General features: G+C 43.1%; 14 protein-coding genes and 1 pseudogene. 12 read left to right on the top strand and 3 right to left on the bottom strand.

What is annotated here, in order from left to right; genetic code table 11:
* The first annotated feature begins 7 nt into the window (after positions 1 to 7).
* The 10 genes from F8C82_RS10025 (at position 8) to F8C82_RS09980 (ending at position 11,415) form a co-directional block, all read left to right on the top strand.
* A complete protein-coding gene (locus tag F8C82_RS10025; protein ID WP_151693453.1) occupies positions 8 to 1,306 on the top strand; it encodes an anthranilate synthase component I family protein in 1,299 nt (432 codons plus the stop codon).
* A gap of 15 nt (positions 1,307 to 1,321) precedes the next feature.
* Positions 1,322 to 2,644: a tRNA lysidine(34) synthetase TilS gene (tilS, locus tag F8C82_RS10020; RefSeq protein ID WP_151693452.1), complete on the top strand. Its 1,323-nt coding sequence runs from the start codon at positions 1,322 to 1,324 to the stop codon at positions 2,642 to 2,644.
* Positions 2,641 to 4,722 carry a protein-disulfide reductase DsbD family protein gene (locus F8C82_RS10015; RefSeq protein WP_151693451.1) on the top strand — a complete coding sequence of 694 codons (2,082 nt, stop codon included), beginning with the start codon at positions 2,641 to 2,643 and terminating at the stop codon, positions 4,720 to 4,722. Before tilS ends, F8C82_RS10015 begins: the two co-directional genes overlap by 4 nt.
* Positions 4,723 to 4,785: 63 nt before the next feature.
* Positions 4,786 to 5,643, top strand: a complete 858-nt coding sequence (locus F8C82_RS10010) for a hypothetical protein (protein WP_151693450.1) — start codon at positions 4,786 to 4,788, stop codon at positions 5,641 to 5,643.
* Positions 5,644 to 5,709: 66 nt separating this feature from the next.
* Positions 5,710 to 6,324: a DUF4254 domain-containing protein gene (locus F8C82_RS10005; RefSeq protein ID WP_151693449.1), complete on the top strand. Its 615-nt coding sequence runs from the start codon at positions 5,710 to 5,712 to the stop codon at positions 6,322 to 6,324.
* Positions 6,321 to 7,313, top strand: a complete 993-nt coding sequence (locus F8C82_RS10000; protein WP_151693448.1) for a glycosyltransferase family 9 protein — start codon at positions 6,321 to 6,323, stop codon at positions 7,311 to 7,313. Before F8C82_RS10005 ends, F8C82_RS10000 begins: the two co-directional genes overlap by 4 nt.
* An 18-nt stretch (positions 7,314 to 7,331) precedes the next feature.
* Positions 7,332 to 7,751, top strand: a complete 420-nt coding sequence (locus F8C82_RS09995; RefSeq protein WP_151693447.1) for a hypothetical protein — start codon at positions 7,332 to 7,334, stop codon at positions 7,749 to 7,751.
* Positions 7,726 to 8,319 carry a PH domain-containing protein gene (locus tag F8C82_RS09990; protein WP_151693446.1) on the top strand — a complete coding sequence of 198 codons (594 nt, stop codon included), beginning with the start codon at positions 7,726 to 7,728 and terminating at the stop codon, positions 8,317 to 8,319. The genes F8C82_RS09995 and F8C82_RS09990 overlap by 26 nt, the downstream gene beginning before the upstream one ends.
* On the top strand, positions 8,316 to 9,797 hold the full coding sequence (locus tag F8C82_RS09985; RefSeq protein WP_151693445.1) for a PH domain-containing protein: 1,482 nt from the start codon (positions 8,316 to 8,318) through the stop codon (positions 9,795 to 9,797). The genes F8C82_RS09990 and F8C82_RS09985 overlap by 4 nt, the downstream gene beginning before the upstream one ends.
* 79 nt (positions 9,798 to 9,876) lie before the next feature.
* Positions 9,877 to 11,415, top strand: a complete 1,539-nt coding sequence (locus F8C82_RS09980; RefSeq protein ID WP_151693444.1) for a YifB family Mg chelatase-like AAA ATPase — start codon at positions 9,877 to 9,879, stop codon at positions 11,413 to 11,415.
* Between the two features lie 239 nt (positions 11,416 to 11,654).
* Here the strand turns inward: F8C82_RS09980 and F8C82_RS09975 are convergent, their stop codons facing one another.
* Genes F8C82_RS09975 through F8C82_RS09965 form a run of 3 tightly spaced genes read right to left on the bottom strand, consistent with a single transcriptional unit; the run spans position 11,655 to position 17,803 of the window.
* Positions 11,655 to 12,839 (bottom strand): DNA cytosine methyltransferase, encoded by a 1,185-nt coding sequence (locus F8C82_RS09975; protein ID WP_151693443.1) that lies wholly within the window; start codon positions 12,837 to 12,839, stop codon positions 11,655 to 11,657.
* On the bottom strand, positions 12,832 to 15,216 hold the full coding sequence (locus F8C82_RS09970) for a hypothetical protein (RefSeq protein ID WP_151693442.1): 2,385 nt from the start codon (positions 15,214 to 15,216) through the stop codon (positions 12,832 to 12,834). Before F8C82_RS09970 ends, F8C82_RS09975 begins: the two co-directional genes overlap by 8 nt.
* On the bottom strand, positions 15,209 to 17,803 hold the full coding sequence (locus F8C82_RS09965) for an ATP-binding protein (RefSeq protein ID WP_151693441.1): 2,595 nt from the start codon (positions 17,801 to 17,803) through the stop codon (positions 15,209 to 15,211). Before F8C82_RS09965 ends, F8C82_RS09970 begins: the two co-directional genes overlap by 8 nt.
* A 731-nt stretch (positions 17,804 to 18,534) precedes the next feature.
* Between F8C82_RS09965 and F8C82_RS14995 the strand changes: the two are divergent.
* Positions 18,535 to 18,660 (top strand): annotated as a pseudogene (locus tag F8C82_RS14995) (ATP-binding protein); the annotation flags it as partial.
* Positions 18,658 to 19,014: a magnesium chelatase subunit ChlI family protein gene (locus F8C82_RS09960; protein ID WP_407675826.1), complete on the top strand. Its 357-nt coding sequence runs from the start codon at positions 18,658 to 18,660 to the stop codon at positions 19,012 to 19,014. The pseudogene F8C82_RS14995 and the gene F8C82_RS09960, both read left to right, overlap by 3 nt.
* The last annotated feature ends 30 nt before the right edge of the window (positions 19,015 to 19,044 follow it).

Below are 19,044 nucleotides of genomic sequence, written 5' to 3'. Positions count from 1 at the left end.
TTGCATTATGGCCTACACCTCTCATCCTTTACCCCTTTCTTCGGATTGGCACACTACGGTGGTATTGCTTGCCGATAGAACGCCTTCGTTTGCGTTGTTGGATTCCTGTGAGCAAGAAGATGCCCGGGGTAAATACGATTGGCTAGCGGGAGGAGGATCCATGGCCGAGATGATTCCGAAAGAGGAGGTCTTTCCATCCCTTCGTGACTCTCGGAAGCAGAATTCCGGATGGTGGTTTGGGAGGTTGAATTATGATGTCAAGAATGATATCGAGGCCTTGCGCTCGGAAAACGCACGTCGATTTGATTGGCGTGAGGTTCACTTCTTTGAGGCCGAATGGGTCGTTACATCTCAAAATGGGGCATGTGTTTTATGGCTTCATCCCCAGTCCGATTTTTCGATGGAAAGTTGGATGGAATGGGCTCATCAGCCTTTCAATCCGCAGGAGTCCAATCCGGTTCAACTGGAATTTGGAACGTCGAAGGAGGAGTATTTGACCTCGGCTTCCAAGTTGTTAGCTCACATTCAGCGCGGCGATATTTATGAAGTTAATTACTGTGTAGAGTTCTATGCTGTGGATGCTGTCATTTCCCCATTGGCTACTTATCGCCAGTTGCGCAGTAAGATGTCGCCTCCCATGAGTGCTCTTCTAAAGGAAGGAAATGAATGGGTGCTCAGTATGTCGCCTGAGCGATATCTTCAGAAACAGCACACTCGATTGTTGAGTCAGCCGATCAAAGGTACCGCAAGAAGATCTCATGATGTGGAGGAAGACGCTCAGATTGCCGCCGACCTATTCCGGAATCCGAAAGAAAGAGCGGAGAATATTATGATTGTTGACCTTGTGCGAAACGACTTGAGCCGAGTGGCCCAAAGAAACTCCGTGAAGGTGACCGAGCTTTGCGGCATTCACTCCTTCAAAACGGTTCATCAAATGATTAGCACGGTAGAGGCTGAGTTAAGTGAAGACTGCGATTTATGGGATGCCATTCGCGCATCCTTCCCAATGGGATCAATGACTGGTGCTCCAAAGTACAGAGCCATGGAACTCATTGAAGAAATAGAAACCCACCGACGAGGGGTATACAGTGGGGCTATCGGCTATATTGATCCAGAGGACAACTTTGATTTTAATGTGGTGATTCGCTCGGTGGTTTACGATTCCACAACGAAGGATTTAAGTGTTTCCGTAGGAAGTGCACTCACTATTTCCGCCCAGCCGGAGACAGAATGGGAAGAGTGTTTGTTAAAGCTCTCCGCTCTCCGTGAAGTCTTGGCTAATCCGGTGGGAAAGCCCACCGCTTAACGCTATTTTTGGGGTATGGATTTACATGAGGTTGTTCAAGGATTCCTAGATGAACAAGGCGTTAAGCCAGAAGATGGAATTGTTGTAGGATGTAGTGGAGGAGTGGACAGCATGGTGTTGGCCAATGTATTGTATGTATTGGGCTACCGCATGGGAATCTACCATATGAATGCGGGGCTTCGAGGAGAGGAGGCTGATGCCGACGAAAATCTAGTTGATAAATGGGCTGTAGGAATGGGCGTGTCCTTCAAAGCAGGACATTATAAACTCGGAGAGGGAAAGCGCAAATCCATCCAAGTTCGGGCGCGCTCTCAGCGGTACAAAGACCTCAACGAAGTTTGTAAAGAGTGGGGAATGCGTTGGATTGCCACAGCTCATCACAAGCAGGACAAACTGGAAACCACCGTTCTGAACTTCTTGCGCGGCTCTGGAATACAAGGCCTCACCTCGCTTAGAGAAAGACGAGAGAACATCATTCGTCCCTTACTGCAGGTTTGCAAAGAAGAGCTGTATGCTTATGCCAAGGAGAAATCTGTTCCATGGCGAGAAGACGCCTCGAATCGCTCAACGGGATATGCCAGAAATAGAGTCCGACTCAATGTGATACCCGCGTTGCAAGACGTTACAGATCGCGGACTAGAAGGTGCGTACAAGACTATAGAACTCTTGCAAGAAGCCACCGATTTCCTCGATGAGAAGTTGTCCGAAGCCGTTGAAGACATCGTTTGGTGGGATGGTGTTCAGCTCAGAATTGATAAAGCCGCATTGCAGAACAACCCACACGCGGGATTGTTACTTCACTATATTTTATCGCCTTACGGACAGTTTGATAAAGTGGGAATACTCCAAGCGCTAAACGGACAACCGGGGAAGCGCTTTACCAATGATCGCTTTGAACTGATTGTGGATAGAGAGCATTTGATCGTCCATAAACCACAAGAACCCGAAGATAAAGCCTTCAAATTGCAAAGGGGAAGTCAGGTTTTGAAGAAGCCCATTTCTCTTCTCACGGATGTCATCACTATAGAAGCATTGGGAGAGATTCCAAAGGTTCGCGAAGTGCTTTGTGTGGATGCCGACAAGCTTCAATTTCCACTCACGCTAAGGAGGTGGAGAAGTGGGGATAGATTTCAGCCTTTCGGAATGAAAGGAATAAAGAAAATATCCGACTATCTAACCGACGAAAAGGTTCCCATTCACGAGAAAGATCACGTTTATGTGCTGTGCTCGGGTGAATCCATTGTATGGGTGGTGGGATTCCGTCCAGACGACCGTTTCAAAGTGGACGATAATACGAAAATGGTTTACCTTGCCGAGCTCAATGAGAAATTGCTATGAAGAAATTCGCTTACACACTGACAGCACTTTTCATCCTTGTAACAACCTTGTTTTCCTCCGCACAGATCTATGATCCAGTAGATTGGAAGACTAGCGTTGAGTACAGAAAAGATGGGAAGGTAGATTTATGCATGGTTGCCGTGATTGAAGATCACTGGCATATTTATGCGTTGGAACTCGATGAGGGAGGTCCTATACCAACCGAGTTTATTATTGAAGAGAGTCCAAAATTCACCAAGATCGGTTCCATAAAGGAACCAACACCTATCGAAGAATTCGATCCGAACTTTGACATGCAAGTGCGCTATCACGGAGATGGCGTTAAGTTCGTTCAGACGGTAGAAATTTCAGAAGATGTTATCATCAAAGGAAATGTATACTTCATGGTATGCAACGATGAGATGTGTCTTCCACCCGAGCAGGTAGATTTTGAGTTTGATGTAAGAAAGTCGAAGGTTACCGCTGCCATGCCTCAAGTAGAGGACAAGGCAACCACCGAACCTGATAACGATAACCCTGTGGTGGATGAGGTTGAAGAATCTACCGATGAAAGTGGAGCTTCAGACGCGGAGGTTACGGAGGAGAATAGTCCAGAGGCAGAAGCAATGGCTGAGGTAGTCGCAGCTCCAGTTAAAGTGGAACCGAGCATGTCTATTTGGCTCATTTTTGTTGCTGGGTTTGGTGGCGGATTATTGGCTTTGTTCATGCCATGTATCTTTCCAATGATTCCATTAACTGTCAGTTTCTTTACGAAGCAGAGCAAAACGAAATCAGAAGGAATTAGAAAGGCCATTATTTATGGAATTTCAATTATTGGGATTTATGTAGTTCTTGGAATGAGTATTACACTCATTTTTGGTTCTGACGCCTTGAACGCTATGGCGACGAATCCATATGTGAACTTTGCCTTCTTTGGTCTTTTTGTTGTGTTTGCTATTAGTTTCTTCGGAGCATTTGAAATCACACTCCCTTCGAGTTGGGTGAACAAGGCCGAGAATGCCTCAAATAGAGGTGGGCTAATTGGAGTCTTTTTTATGGCGTTTACTCTCGCACTAGTGAGTTTTAGCTGTACAGGCCCGATTATCGGAACACTTCTAGTGGATGCTTCCAGTAAAGGAGAGTTTCTTGGGCCAGTTATGGGAATGTTTGGATTCTCGCTCGCATTGGCGCTGCCATTTATGTTGTTTGCTGCATTCCCAGGTTGGATGAATTCACTACCAAAATCAGGTGGATGGTTGAACACGGTTAAGGTGACTCTAGGATTTTTGGAGTTGGCATTTGCCATGAAATTCTTCTCTACTGCGGATTTGGTTCTTCAGCTTCACTGGCTTGAAAGAGAGTTGTTTATTGCGATTTGGGTTGGTATTTCATTCGTTATCGCATTATATCTTCTTGGGATGTTCCGAATGCCTCATGATAGTCCAGTAGATAGAATTGGAGTAAGTCGAATGCTCATTGCCGTTACATTCTTCATTTTTGGATTTTATATGCTTCCAGGTGTTTGGGGAGCTCCTGTTAAGCTTATTGCTGGGTTCCCTCCTCCTCAATACTATTCTGAAAGTCCAGGCGGAGCCTACACCGGAGGCGGAGTGGTTACTGCCAAAGATGCCGACTATGATTGGGGAGATCACTGCCCTCCAGGTATTAATTGTTTTAATGACTATGAAGAGGGCCTTCAGTATGCGAAGGATAAGGACTTGCCTATAATGTTCGATTTTACGGGGCACGGATGTGTGAACTGTAGAAAGATGGAAGAGCAGGTATGGTCAGATGAATCCGTAATAGAACGTCTTAATAATAAGGTTGTAGTCATTTCTCTATATGTAGACGAACGAAAGGATTTGCCTGAAAGTGATGTGTATGTCTCTGATTATTCAGGTAAAACGGTTGACCAAGTAGGTGAGAAATGGAGTGATTTTCAAGCTTCAAACTTTGGGTCTAATTCACAGCCGTATTATGTGATTGTCAATCATACTGAGTTGACTCCTCTAAATGGATGGGCTGCATTTGATCCGGATATTCAAAAATTTAATGATTGGGTTGATGAAGGGGTAAGGTTATACGAAGCTCAGAAGTAAGATAAATGAAGGTCGGCTTTGCGCCGGCCTTTTTTATTAGCTTCGATGAAAACCCCTCTCTCCATGAAAATCCTACTCCTCGTTCTCATTACACTGTTGTCTCCTTGTTTATTTGGACAACATCCCTTGTATGTAATGGATGCTGAAGACCAGAGTCCTATTCCACTTGCCGAAGTGTATGATAGCACTGGTTATTGGGTGTTGACCGATTGGAATGGTAGAGCCGACTTTCCCATAGAGAATGTGAAATTGAGCGTTCATGCTCTAGGATATGTGGATACTGTTTTCCGGTTTGAAAAGGATACGATACTTCTTGTTCCAAGTAAAACCATGATCAAGGAGGTTTTCATTTACGCAGGAGAAGAGGGCCCCGATACCATTCTTGGAAACCCCAGTGAAGAGGATGAGTTCGCCTTTCGGGTTGGAAAGTCGTTTGTAATGTCGTTTAAATCTGGATTGCTCATCTCCATTGATAAGCCTACCGTTCTATTCGATGTTAATTTTTACGTTTCGCGACGGACTAAAAGACACAGCTATTACCGGATTCGAATCTTTTCAGTCCAATTTGACGGCGATACCATCATTCAGATGAATGATATTATCGACTCTTCCTTGGTCAATCAAGTGGAATGCAGAAGGTGTTGGCAAAAGGTCAAACTACCGCAAGAGGTACTTGTTTCACAGGATGTATTAATTGCCATGGAATGGATTCCCGAACCGGGATGGGTACCCCAAGAGGACAATGACGAAGTGGAGTTGCACGATATGGCCTGTACACTTTCGGAATCGGGAGATCCGTGTAGGACGTACAACGGAACAGAGAAGTTGATTCCTCAATGCTGGGAGATGTTGATGAATCGTGGAGACGAAGAGAAGAAGTACAATATGGCGTTGTTTGTCAATGCACGTATTTTGGACTAGCTCTGGTTAACCATCCCTCAACACAATTCCTTTCCCTACCTTTGCCCCAATCGCTAAAACAGGATTATGAGCGCGTCTTTTACAGAAAAGTGTTGGGAGATTTTCAACCGCAGTATTGCCGATTACCACGTTCACGATAACGTAGATCAACCGATGAACAATCCACACGAAGAGGGAACCATTGAGGCTACGCTATATCACAAGAACTGGATTGATACTGTGCAATGGCACTTTGAAGACATCATTCGCGATCCTCAAATCGATCCTGTTTCGGCTCTCGCATTGAAGCGTAGAATTGATGCTTCCAATCAAGATCGCACGGATATGGTGGAAGAAATTGACACATGGTTCCGCGAGAAATACGCCGATGTAGAGGTAGCAGACGATGCGAAAATCAACACGGAAAGTCCAGCTTGGGCCATTGACCGTTTCTCCATCCTCGCCTTGAAGATTTATCACATGCGTGAAGAGGTAGAACGCACCGACGTTTCTCCAGAGCATCATGCAAAAGTGTCTGCAAAACTCGCTGTTCTTGAAGAGCAGCATACGGATCTCTCCACGGCTATTGAAGAGCTTTTGGAGGATTTTGCAGCAGGGAAGAAGTACATGAAGGTGTATCGCCAAATGAAGATGTACAACGATCCGGCCTTGAACCCTGTTCTATATAAGCAATCGAAGTGAGGATTCTCGTCATCCGATTTTCAGCCTTAGGGGATGTGGCCATGACGGTCCCTGTTATTCTTCAAGTGCTAGAACAGAACCCGGATGTTCACATCGACTTTCTCACAAGGCCTTTCATGGCCAAGATGCTTCCCAATCACGATCGCCTGCGTGCCATTGGTGCCGATGTAGATAAGCAGTTTACCGGATTCTGGGGATTGCGGAAATTGGCAGTCAAACTGAAAAAAGTTGGCAAGTACGACGCGATTGCCGATTTGCACTTTGTCCTCCGGTCACGAACCATCTCTTTCTTTTTGAATGGAAGCAAGGTGAAATTGGCGACCATGGATAAAGGTCGCGCGGAAAAAAAGAAACTTACCCAGAAGGAGAATAAAGTTCGCGGTGCCCTTCGTCCAATGACCGAAAGGTATGCGGACGTTTTTCGCAAACTCGGCCTCACGGTTGAGCTTCCTCATACCCTTCACCCCAAAGAAGACCGGAGTGGAATTGGCTTCGCACCTTTTGCACAACACAGGGGAAAAGCATGGCCTTTGCATCATGCACGCGAGCTTTTAGAAACCCTGAGCGCGGAAGGTGAAAAAGTGATGCTGTATGGAGGCCCCAATGAAGGCGATGCACTTCGTGAACTTGCTGGAGATCTTCCACATATTCACATTCATCACGGTACAGGAATAGCCAACGACATCGAATCCATGCAGAACCTGAAGTTGATGATATCGATGGATTCAGCCAATATGCATTTGGCGTCTCTCGCGCATATTCCCGTAGTATCCATTTGGGGGGCTACCCATCCCGATGCGGGGTTTTTGGGCTATGGGCAATCAGTGGAGAATGCGGTACAAATAAGTGCCAACGAGCTTTCATGCCGACCCTGTTCCGTATTCGGCAATGTTCCGTGTCATCGAGGAGATTGGGCCTGCATGGAGACACTTTCATCAGAAAAGGTACATTCTGCCGTTAAAAGGATGCTCGCCGAACAAAGCCATTGATTTAGTAGTTTTCAGGGTATGAATCTCCCCGAAGAAAAACGATTTCGACTTCGACGCGACCATCAGGTTGTGGGCTACATGCGTCGAATTGGTTCCAGCAGCTACTTCTTTTCGAAGGATGCTTTCTGGTGGACAGGTAGAGAGATTAGCTATGAACAAATTGATGAATGGACGGGCTATTTTGACAAGAACAGAACACCTGTTTATGAATGGGACATCATCAAATTTAAGATTGATCCAGATGGTGAGTACAACAAGGGCGTGGTGCTCTGGGAACAGAGGATGAAGCGCTTTGTTATTCGCCAATTGGACCAGGTTCAACATTTTCCATTTGAAACTGATGGATTGCAGCTTTTTGACCAACGTCAATTAGAAGTGTTTTCCTACCTTTTCATCAATCCAGACTTAAGAGATGAACTCGGACTCAGCGACACCTAAGCAAGTGGTAGATAGTGCCACTTTTAGCAATATCAGTATTGCCATAGATTCACTTCCCAAAGTAGAGGAAGTGCACATTCAAAATGTAAGTCCCAAGTATAAGAGCATACACCACATGTACTCCATCGTGTTTGCGCTTGTGTTGGGAGGCATAGCCATTTCAATCTCAATGGGAGTAGAGGAAGTTTCCACTCTATTCCTCTTCATGGGAGTGAGTGTGGCCGTTCTCTTAGCCATTGCTCGAATCCTCTTTATCCATTTGGCGTATCCATGGAAGGGGTATGCCGTTCGTGAGCGAGATGTACTGTATCAAAGCGGACTCATTTGGCGCAAGCTTGTGGTTATTCCGTTTTCTCGTATTCAACATGGAGAATTGAGTGAAGGTATAGTAGATCGTCAGTTTGGTTTGGCCAAATTGCGATTATACACGGCGGGTGGATCGAGTTCTGATTTGAGTATTCCAGCCATTCCCAAGGAAGAAGCCGAGCGACTCAGAGAGTTCATTATGAAGCGCGTGATTGAAGAAGGTGAAGAGGCTTCTTCGGATTCAATATCCAGCGCAGAATGAATCAGTTTTCAGAACCTCAGAAACTAGCACCTATTGCGCTGATTCGGGTATTCAGTAAAATTCTGAAATCCGTATTGCAGCAGTTTTGGCCTTTGGCGCTGGCTTACTTTTTCCAAGTGAGCAAGGAGCAAGAAACAAGAGGTGATGAAGTGGTGCTTATTGCGATTTACGCCGTTCTATTTCTCACGGTAGCGAATGGTATTATTCGATACCTCACTTATCGCTGGTCGGTAGATGAAGATGCCCTCGTCATTCGTCACGGGGTGATTCGCAAGGTGAATCTTCGCATTCCCTTTGAACGCATTCAAGCTATTGATTTGCAGCAGCCTTGGTATTTTAGAATAGCAGGTGCCACTCGATTTGTAGTGGATACCGCAGGGTCAAAGTCGAAGGAAGCAGAGATATGGGCACTGGATTACGAAGTGGCTGAAACCTTGCGGACCTTCATTCACACCAAACAAGACGAAGCAATAGAAGAGGTGGGCGAATCCGCTCCAAGTAGAGATGAAGTGGAAACCCCATGGGTGGAAGTTGATACTTCCACATTGGCGAAAATTGGTCTCTTCCGAAACCACTTCAGAACGATTGCCGGTTTCTTTGGTGGCGCCTTCTACTTGTACAGTCAGATGCAAGATGTTTTGTCGTCTGAAGAGATCAACGAAGAGCTGGAGCACGTTTACAATGTCATTCCCAAAGTGTTTGGCGTCTTCTTATTTCTGGGAGTAATCGTTGTATTTGCCGCAGTGGCCTTTTCGGTCATCTTCACCATTATTCGATTCTACAACTTCAGATTGGTGGAACGTGGGGATGCGTTCATTGCGAAGTACGGTTTGATCAACTCCAAAGCTCGTCAGGTAAAGCCTTCCAAAATTCAAATCATGCGAACCGAGCACGGACCTGTTTTTAGGTGGTTGGGGATTGTGAAGTTTAAGATTGAGCAGGCCTATGCCGAAAAGAAGAACAAGGAGGATTTCACCATTCCAGGTTCACCTGTGGAGCAAGTTGCTCGTTTTCGTCAACGCGTTTTTGGTAAGATTGGAGAACATGTTCACCCTGGAACCTCCTTCCATTGGTTTTGGTATAGAACCGTACGACTAGGGGTGCTTCCCATGCTCATTCCAGCCGCGATATTCTACATCACACAAGAAACACATTACCTCTACTTTTTCCTTTGGTTGCCATTCCAGTTGGTGTACTCTTATTTGCTTTGGGCCAACCAAGGCATCTTTATCGATGATGAGAAATTATCGGTGCGACGTGAGGTGATTTTCGACAAGCGCGCTGTCTTGCGATTGGAACGTGTGCAGTCCATCATTCTCACTGAAAGTATCTATCAGCGCAGGAAAGGACTAGCAACGCTGGTAGTAGAAACAGCTGGAGGATCGGTTCAGATTCCTTTCATTCCCAAAGCCACGGCTACAGCGCTTGCCAATTATCTACTCTACAAGAGTGAGAGTGGTGCGGAAGAATGGATGTAATGCGCTAACCGAACTTACACGTTTACAAACGCCTAGCCGAGATTTCCCTTTATACTTTACGAGCACCAAACATTTTGACATGCTCGTAAAAGTTTATGCAAGCGCCATACATGGTGTAGATGCGACTACCATTACCGTTGAGGTAAGTGTAGATCCGGGGATTAAGTTCTTTCTAGTGGGATTGCCCGATTCCGCTGTCAAGGAGAGTCAGCAGCGCGTTCGAGGTGCGCTGGCTTATTCCCAACTCAAAATGCCTCGACAACAAATTACGGTCAACATGGCGCCCGCCGATATTCGGAAAGAGGGCAGTGCCTACGACTTGCCTATTGCCTTGGGAATACTGGCAGCCTCTGATCAGTTGCATTCTGAAGGGTTGGCGTCTGCTATCATCATGGGAGAATTGTCGTTAGATGGAAGTTTAATGCCTATTACGGGCGCGCTTCCCATGGCGCTTCAAGCCGTTAAGGAAGGGTTTAAGTCCATTATTCTTCCCCTTCAAAATGCCAAGGAAGCAGCTGTTGTTGAAGGGATTGAAGTATTGGGGGCTAGCAACCTTGCCCAAGTGGTTCGGCATTTCAACGACGATGAACACTTGCCACTCATAGTCACCGATCCTAAATCGGCATTTGAGCGTGCTTACTCTCTTTCTGGTGTTGACTTTAGCGAGGTGAAAGGTCAAGATAATGTGAAGCGCGCATTGGAGATTGCAGCGGCCGGTGGGCACAATGTCATTTTAATCGGGCCACCGGGTGCGGGTAAGTCCATGTTGGCCAAACGCATGGCGACTATTCTTCCGCCCATGACCATGGAAGAGGCTCTGGAAACCACAAAAATCCATTCCGTTGCAGGACTATTGAGTCAAGATACTGCCCTCGTAGCCCATCGACCTTTCCGTTCGCCCCATCATTCCGTTTCCAATGCAGCCTTAGTAGGAGGGGGCAGTTATCCACAACCCGGAGAAATCAGTTTGGCGCATCACGGAATACTCTTCTTAGACGAGCTTCCCGAATTTCAACGCTCCGTTCTAGAAGTTATGCGTCAACCCATGGAAGATAGGGAAGTCACCATATCGCGTGCTAGTCACGCCGTTACCTACCCAGCGGCATTCATGCTCTTTGCCAGTATGAATCCCTGTCCCTGTGGCTACCACAACCACCCCACCCGTCAGTGTACGTGTCCGCCAGGTGCCGTAGACCGGTACTTGAACAAGATATCTGGTCCACTTCTAGATCGCATCGACTTGCACGTTGAAGTCACCCCTGTGAAGTTTGAAGAAATCTCTAAAGACGACCCAGCCGAAGCCAGCAACGTGATAAGAAACCGGGTATTAAAAGCTCGTGACATTCAACTTCAACGCTTTCAAAACACGCCACACGTCCATAACAACGCTCAAATGGGGAGCAAGCAACTTCGCTCAGTCTGCAAAATCGACGCAACAGGAAGAAAGATGTTGGAATCCGCTATGGAACGACTCAACCTTTCCGCTCGTGCCTATGATCGCATATTGAAAGTAGCCAGAACCATTGCCGACCTTGAGGGCAGCGAAGGCGTCTCGCCAGGTCACCTCGCTGAAGCGATTCAGTACAGGAGTTTGGATAGGGGGGATTGGGGGAAGTGAGGTTATGGAAAGGTAAAAAAATGAAAGTTTGATGAATCAAGGCTAATTAATCTTTCTTGCAAAAAGGACGATAATAAGTCCACTAATTATCAGAGTCGGCCATCCATACACATTATAGAATGTTTCGACTCCACCGTGATGAGGAGTTCGAGGCATTAAGCAAAGGCAATACAGTAAAGGAATTGGAATATAGGCAGAGACCATAAAGGACCTTTTTTTAATTTAATTAGAAATATAAATTAGGATTCTTTCTGCATTATGATGTCATGTAGTTCTAGCGTTCTTCTGATTTCTTTGGCAATTAACTCTGCCTTCGCAGTTGGGACTCCATTACTTATGAGTTTAAATTTTGAAGTTAATGACATTTCTGATGGAAGTACATATTCATCTGGTACTGTCTGAAGTCTTAATCCTTCGCGTACTGTTAATCTTCTTGGTTTTGTAGGATGTAAATGAACCTCATTATTACCATAGGCAACAGTAGGGCTGTACCTAAACCTGTGCAATCTCTTGAATGATTTTCTATTAGTATCTCCTTCATCTATTTGGGTAAATCGCTTGGATTTAGGCGTGAAATACTCTTTTTGATTTGGGTAGTCATCAGTTAGATCTCCGATTGCACTTTCTACACAAAGATTAGAGTGTCCATTTAATGGATATTTATTAAAGGTGTTTCCAAATTTCCAACTTTTGGGCCATTCTAGTTTTTTTGGGGATTTATATACAGGTTCAGGCCAGCGAAATATAAGATTATCCTTGTGAGCATGTTTCAACTGATAATTATCAAATGTGACGGTGAAGCCAGCTTTTTTAAGATTCTGTATGATCTTTTTTTGAAAAGCTACGAGTGCTATTCTAGGTCGGTCTTGGGGGTAACCATATTCGAGAACGTTCAAGAGATCATGCCAAACATAGTACCCGGCATTTTCAATTTCTTTTACAAATTCATCAAAAGATTTTCGGTGTTTTTTTGTGGTGTATAACCCTTCTACATTTTCAAAAAACAAAAATCCTGGTTTTATTTTTTTTACAATGTCAAGGTAACTGTAAATCAATCTTCCTCTTTCACCATCAATACCCCCATTTTTTCCTCCTACAGAGTAATCTTGACATGGAGGACCTCCTATAATTCCAGTAATTCCTCCGTGTTCCTTTTTCAGTCTTTTTTGCACTGTTTTACATGAAGCATCAACAGGATGTTGAATAGAATTATGTATAACAATCCCGTTTTTTACATACTTATTGACTGATTTGCTGAAATAGGATTGCATCCCAAAATTATAGGCTTCAATAAAGTGCGGATTAATTTCAATCGCCTCAGATATTTGAAATCCTTGATTAATGAAACCGATATCCAAAAATCCACCACCAGAGAAGAGTGATAGTATATTATAATTTCTATGTTCAGTAGTTTTATTATTCATCAATACCTTCCTTTTTTATTGGACCAGCGTTGTAAAGTTTTCCGTTATTCTTGTCAAAGCCAAGTTTAATATTTTCCTCAGGTAGATGTATCTCAGATTCTATAAGTTCATTCAATGTAAAACGATGTACTAAACCTCCTTCGCCCATTAATGGCTTTTGCATATCAGCATTAACGAGAATTGCCTTTTTTACTGTGGGGTGAGACTTTATAAAATCTTTACCAAATAGATCATGGAGAATAAAACTATCGCTCATTGCAATGGAATAATCCGAATATTCATTAAGAAGAGGAAAGAATATTTTCAATGAAACATTATCCCGATTCCATGTTCTTGTGATCTTAATTTTTTCTTGCAGAAATCCATCCTTGGGAGTTATTACTATTTCAGTTTTTTCGATCTTCTCAAGTAATGGTTTGAATACATGTCCGACAGAATCCAATAAGTCCTTCTTCATAATTATTAGATCTAGGGAAGTTTTATTACTATTTTTAGCTCTGTCCCCTGTCAATTGCACCCATGCGTGATGATTACCTTCCAATTCCTGAAGGTCATAAGGGAAACCTGCTTGAATACTCTGCACCTGAACTAGGTTTCTTTGATAAAGACCAATTGTATTTAATCCTTTTCTGGTCTTATACTGCCAGTACCGTTGCATAACATATTCACGGAATTGCCCTTTGAGCCTGGCGACCCTCCTGATTGGAAAGGATATTTTCCCTTCATTTTCCTCAAACTGAATATTAAAACTGAAGTCACCGGTGATAGAAGTAGGAGTAATACCTTCATCTGAAATATAGCGTTGAACTTTTAATTTATTCTCTAACTCAGATTTCAAAGCAAGTACATAGTTGGTCCATTTCACAGGTAACAAATGCAATACCTTCTGGTCTGGAAAACTATCTTGTGAAAACCGGGCTTCACCATCTTCATTCAAGCAGCACAAATCAAGTAACCTGAAATCAAAGAAGTCTTTCTCACCAAGCTGAATTTCCAATATGCCGTGATTTACTCCATGCACAAAATGGTTTACGGCAACTCTGCTCGCCTGGGAAGAATCCACTTTTAAGTCTTGATTTAATTGCTTGAATGAACATTTGACCAACTCAGCGAGTTTCTCGTTTCTGCTGACAGCTGCTCCATTTGAACGGACAATTAAATCACATTCCTGTCCGGCAAGCATATATAACTGGCCATCAATTTCGAAAACATCACCAGATGCTGGTGGTGAGCAGAAGCTATTGACTTGAAGATCGAATATTTCATAAGTTGCCAATTGCTCTATCTCTTGATGGAACTGTTCATTCAAAACCTCTCCGTTAATGGTCGAAATGAAGTCTTTGTTGATGAGTGAAGTAAGGCTGATCATAAAGTTCATATCAAACCCATCAGGATCATCCGTTAGTAAGGCATCTTGAACTTTTTTACCAGAAAGTAAATCGAACCATTTGTTGAATACATTGAAAACCGAATCTCCTTCCGCATGCGCCATCCCCGCCAAGTAAACCATATTAGGTGTCCCAGAAGCAATAACCAATTCATTTGCGGAAGAAAGAGCCTCCACACGAAACTTGTAAATTTGATTAAAGAATGTAGCAAAAGCGGAAAGCGCTAGAGCTTCTGAAACTTTCTCTAATGCCTGATCATCATCCTTTCTAAGTTGGATGTGGAAATAGCTTTGTAAATCAGAGGTTTCAATTTGCTCGGCGTCTTGTGATGTGTACAAAACACTAAAGAACCTGTCAATACCATTTGGGCTGTCACGTAAATTTTGAATGATCTGATTACCATCTTGAGCATTTGCCAAGTAACGATCAACTATCAGTAACGGGAATTTACTGTTCCTGGCCTGATTCACATTTTTAATCTCTTGTTCAAAGCTGGTAAACTCAGCTCCTTCTAGACCCTTATATAACCTAATCGATTTTTTAGGATTGAAGGCTTCCAAACCTTCAAAGAAGCCATTGTAATTTTCAGTTCCCGCAGTAGGTCGCAAGCCGTACATCATTACCAGATCATCAATATCATCTTTATGTATTGATTTAGTGATAGAGTCAATTAATCGATTGGCTTGATCGAGTAGTACATCTTCATTCTTTTGATTCAATAATTCAGCCAATAATCCAGCTTGAATATATGCTATGTCATCATCTCCTAAAGTGATTTTTTCAACACCATCGATAAGTGTCATAATTGACGCAATCAAGGAATGGTCCAATGTTTTTAGGCGATTCAGCATGAGTTGACGGTCAACCGGATGCATGAAGCAGATATAAGTCAGAATCTCCTGTGCGTTCTTAACAGGGGTGAAATCATCATCAATAAGAATGATAAGTTCTGTTTGAAGGGTTTCTATGAGTTGTTGGAACTTATTCATTCAATTTGTCTCCGATGGTTATAGAAAAAATGTACTTGTTTCCATATTCATTTTCTTCCGGTAGAAGAGAAATACTACCACCAAATGATTCAAGGAGTTTTTTGACTATATACATTCCCATTCCTCTTCCTTCTTTTTTGCCGGATTGGAATGGATGGAACAACACATCTTGCATTTCGCTAGAAATTCCTGTTCCAGAATCATAATAATGCAGTGTGAATTCATCTGTTTTCTCAATTGTGATGGTATCTTGATCAGCTCTTTTGAATGTTTCATCGTAGGCACTTTTTTGCTGTCTCTGGCCAATCCAATATAGCGAGTTGTCTATAAGATTATAGAACACATGTGTCAAGCTTCCTTTTGGCACAAACCAAATGTAATCGTTAGGTCCTTTGAATTCGAGCTTAGTTTTTAATTTCTTCAACCGTTTGCTGAACCTAGTATGGAAATCTGACGTGAATTCGAGAATATTCTCATGTACAAATTCATTTGCGGTACCTTGTTTGATGAAAGTCTTCTCCAAGAAATTGTAAAAGAGGTCAAGCTCTTCAATTCTTGTATGAAGAAAATCAAGTCTTTCTGATACCGGTTTTAAGTTGTCTTTGTAAATGCCAACCTCTTTCATTTCTAAGAGGTAAGATTTTAATGCCTCCACATTTGATGAATAATCAGTCCCGGACTTTGTATTAAGTAGTATTGAATGCAGTTCGTGTGTCATTACCTCAGTAATGAGACCATTGGCCATTAATTTGTAATTGTTATAGGATTCCTTCTGTCGCTCCTCAATGATGACTAGCGTGTCCTTAGCAGCTTTTAATGTGGAAATACTACTGCTAAGACTGGTTGAAAGTCCCGCGTTAGAAGGGTTTAACTCAGAAATTACTTCTTGCACTGTCTTGATTTTTTCTGGCGAATCCAGGGCAATATTTCCGCTTATTGTTTCAAATCCTGATTTGAACTTTTCAAGATCGGCCAAAGTTTGCTTCAATAACTTCTCCGATTCATCAACCTGCTCTTTAAGCTCTTTGGGAGAGTTTTTAGGAACCAGTTCCTCTTCATAAAGAATATCCCTAATCAAATAGTATGCTGTAGTACTCAGGTTGTAGAAATCATGATTGAACACCCGTTGCAAGAACCATTTGAGTGCCGAAGAGTACTGATTTTGTTTGAGTTCCTGGCGAGAGCTTATCTCTTTAATGTATTGTTGATAGAAATCGTTGATTTTGACATAACCTATCACATTTCCTAATTCAAAGCGGAAGAACTGTTGCCCTCTAGTTCGAGCCTGTTGAAGGTTTAACCAATCGCTATCCTTATCGCCTAAGTTGGCAATACGAAACTTGTCCCGGTATAGTTTGATACCATTGTGGTAATTCAAGAAATCTCTAATTGATTTAATGTTTTCGTCCTTCTTAATAATGCCTTGTCTTTTTGCCCCTTCAACAGACAGGTTTAGCCTGAATGCTTCTCTATGGAATGAATAAACTTCTCCGTTCATTGGCATGATTTTCTCAACTGAACCTTGGAAGAAGGACTTCTTGCCATCCATTTCCTTTTGCATGAACTCATTAAGGCTGTATTCTTTTCTTAGATTCCGTGATATCCTATCTTTATGTTTTTCAAGAAGCCCTGCATAAAAGCTGGAGCTCTTTCTTCCTCTTTGGAACAAGCTTTTACCAAGTAGCCTTAGATGTAACAACTCTACGTACCATGGTTTCAAATCCAATTCGACGCTTAATGTGTTTTTTCCATCCTTTTCTTGTAATTGAAACCGATGAATCGTCTGGGCTATCTGGATACTCTTATTGTGGAAGGATGATTTAACTGGTTCACCGTTCAAGAAAAAGTTCACATTGAATGGTTCTTCCATCTTTTCAAACGGTGAGTATAAAAAACTAACCGATGATTGCAGCCCCTCTTGTAATGCGATCTTGGTTTCCTCTTCTTCTCGATTGGGGTATAGCTCTAGATTTAGTTGGATGGGCCTTTTGTCCTCAATGAACCTGTCAAAACCTTGGTTTTCTACAAACCATAACCGGGTATAGGATTGACTGGATACTTTATCGAATTCTTTCTCAGGGGCATCCATGTCTAAATCGTTAAAGAAATTTGCCCATTCAAGTTCAACGTAGTTGATCTTTCGCTCATCCTTACTAGCTGTTTCAACAATTAATAGAGGTCCTAACCTTTGTGACGCAAGTCTTCCTAATCCTTTATCGCCGAGGGTTATTTTATCCTCTCGACTGATTTGAGCTTCTGCTACTTTGATAGTTTTTTTCAGATCAGAACCAACAGTAAAGAATCCATTTTGCAGTGTCTTCTTGGTCATTCCAGTGCCATCATCTTCGATAATAATTAAACGGTTCTCACCTACAGTTTTCTCCAGTTCGGAAAGAAGGTTACCATTCACAGGCACGAGCAGTCTAGATGACGCGATTTTCTTTATACTATCTAAAAAGTGAACGTTTACGTTCTTGGCCCTGGCGTCATAGGAGTTTTTCAGCAATTCTGTGAATGCAACCTCATCGGAGGTGATTAATTCTGTGCCGAGTTGCTCTAATATTCTAGGGTTGTAATCAAATTTCATTTATGCGTAATTTTACTCCGTAGTATTGTCGTCGATTCTTTGCTGCCACTATAACTTCAATGTTTAAGGTCACAAGCATTTGATATCAATAAGTGGTGAATTAATTAGGGAGCTGAGCGAATTTAGTGATTCTCTAGCTCTGTTGATGTATTTCGAAGTCCAGCATTTCATCTTTGTAGATTGCATAATATTTCATGCGAATAGCATTCTATTTCAAATTCGATCAGATGGGAATGTCCAGTTTTAGTGCAAAGCATAGAATACGATTTCGTAGAAACTGCTAGCAACTCTTTCTGATCTTCTTAAATAATCGCATGAACTAATTGCTCCAGAATCTAAGAACTCACTAGACGAGATTTTTCGATATTGACTCGAGGCTAGTCTCTTGATTAAGAATAACATGTTGAATTAGGAAATACAACGCTTTCAACAACACTCGCTATCTTAGAGAATATTTTGAACTTGTGACCTGTCAACACAATTCGGATTCGACTTGGCGTGAAGATGGTTATAAGGATAACATGAATTCGAAATGCTCTTACCTACTCTATAGTCGCAACGTCTTCACCTCCCCTCCAGTCTTTTGAGTAGCTTCACCTGAGAGATGCCTGCATCCCTTCTTGCCCTCCTAATCTTGTCACCAATGGTTTTTACCTCCTCTGGATAACCCTTAGGCATAGGTTTTGTAACGGTAAGTGTGATTTCACAGAAACCGCACGCAACCCTGTCCCTGTGGCTATCACAACCACCCCACCCGTCAGTGTACGTGTCCGCCAGGTGCTGTAGACCGATACTTGAACAAGATATCTGGTCCACTTCTAGATCGCATCGACTTGCACGTTGAAGTCACCCCTGTGAAGTTTGAAGAAATCTCTAAAGACGACCCAGCTGAGTCAAGTGAAGCCATTCGTCAGCGGGTGCTTCAAGCGCGGAGAATTCAACTCGAGCGATTTGCCGAAACCTCTCACGTACACAACAATGCACAAATGGGCAGCAAGCAACTTCGCTCCGTGTGCAAGCTCAATGCAGAAGGTCGACAAATGCTAGAGGTAGCCATGGAAAGAATGTCGCTTTCCGCCCGAGCTTACGACCGCATTCTCAAAGTTGCTCGCACCATTGCCGATCTAGATCAAGCCGTGGACGTTAGTCTGGCTCACTTAGGAGAAGCCATTCAGTATAGAAGTTTAGATAGGGGAGATTGGGGGGAGTGAGGGGAGTGCTCAAGAAGCCTGGGAACGAAT

The organism is Phaeocystidibacter marisrubri (genome assembly GCF_008933165.1).
Taxonomy (GTDB): domain Bacteria; phylum Bacteroidota; class Bacteroidia; order Flavobacteriales; family Schleiferiaceae; genus Phaeocystidibacter; species Phaeocystidibacter marisrubri.
Note: the sequence above shows the minus strand (reverse complement) of the source record. Positions and strands in the feature narration are given on the sequence as shown.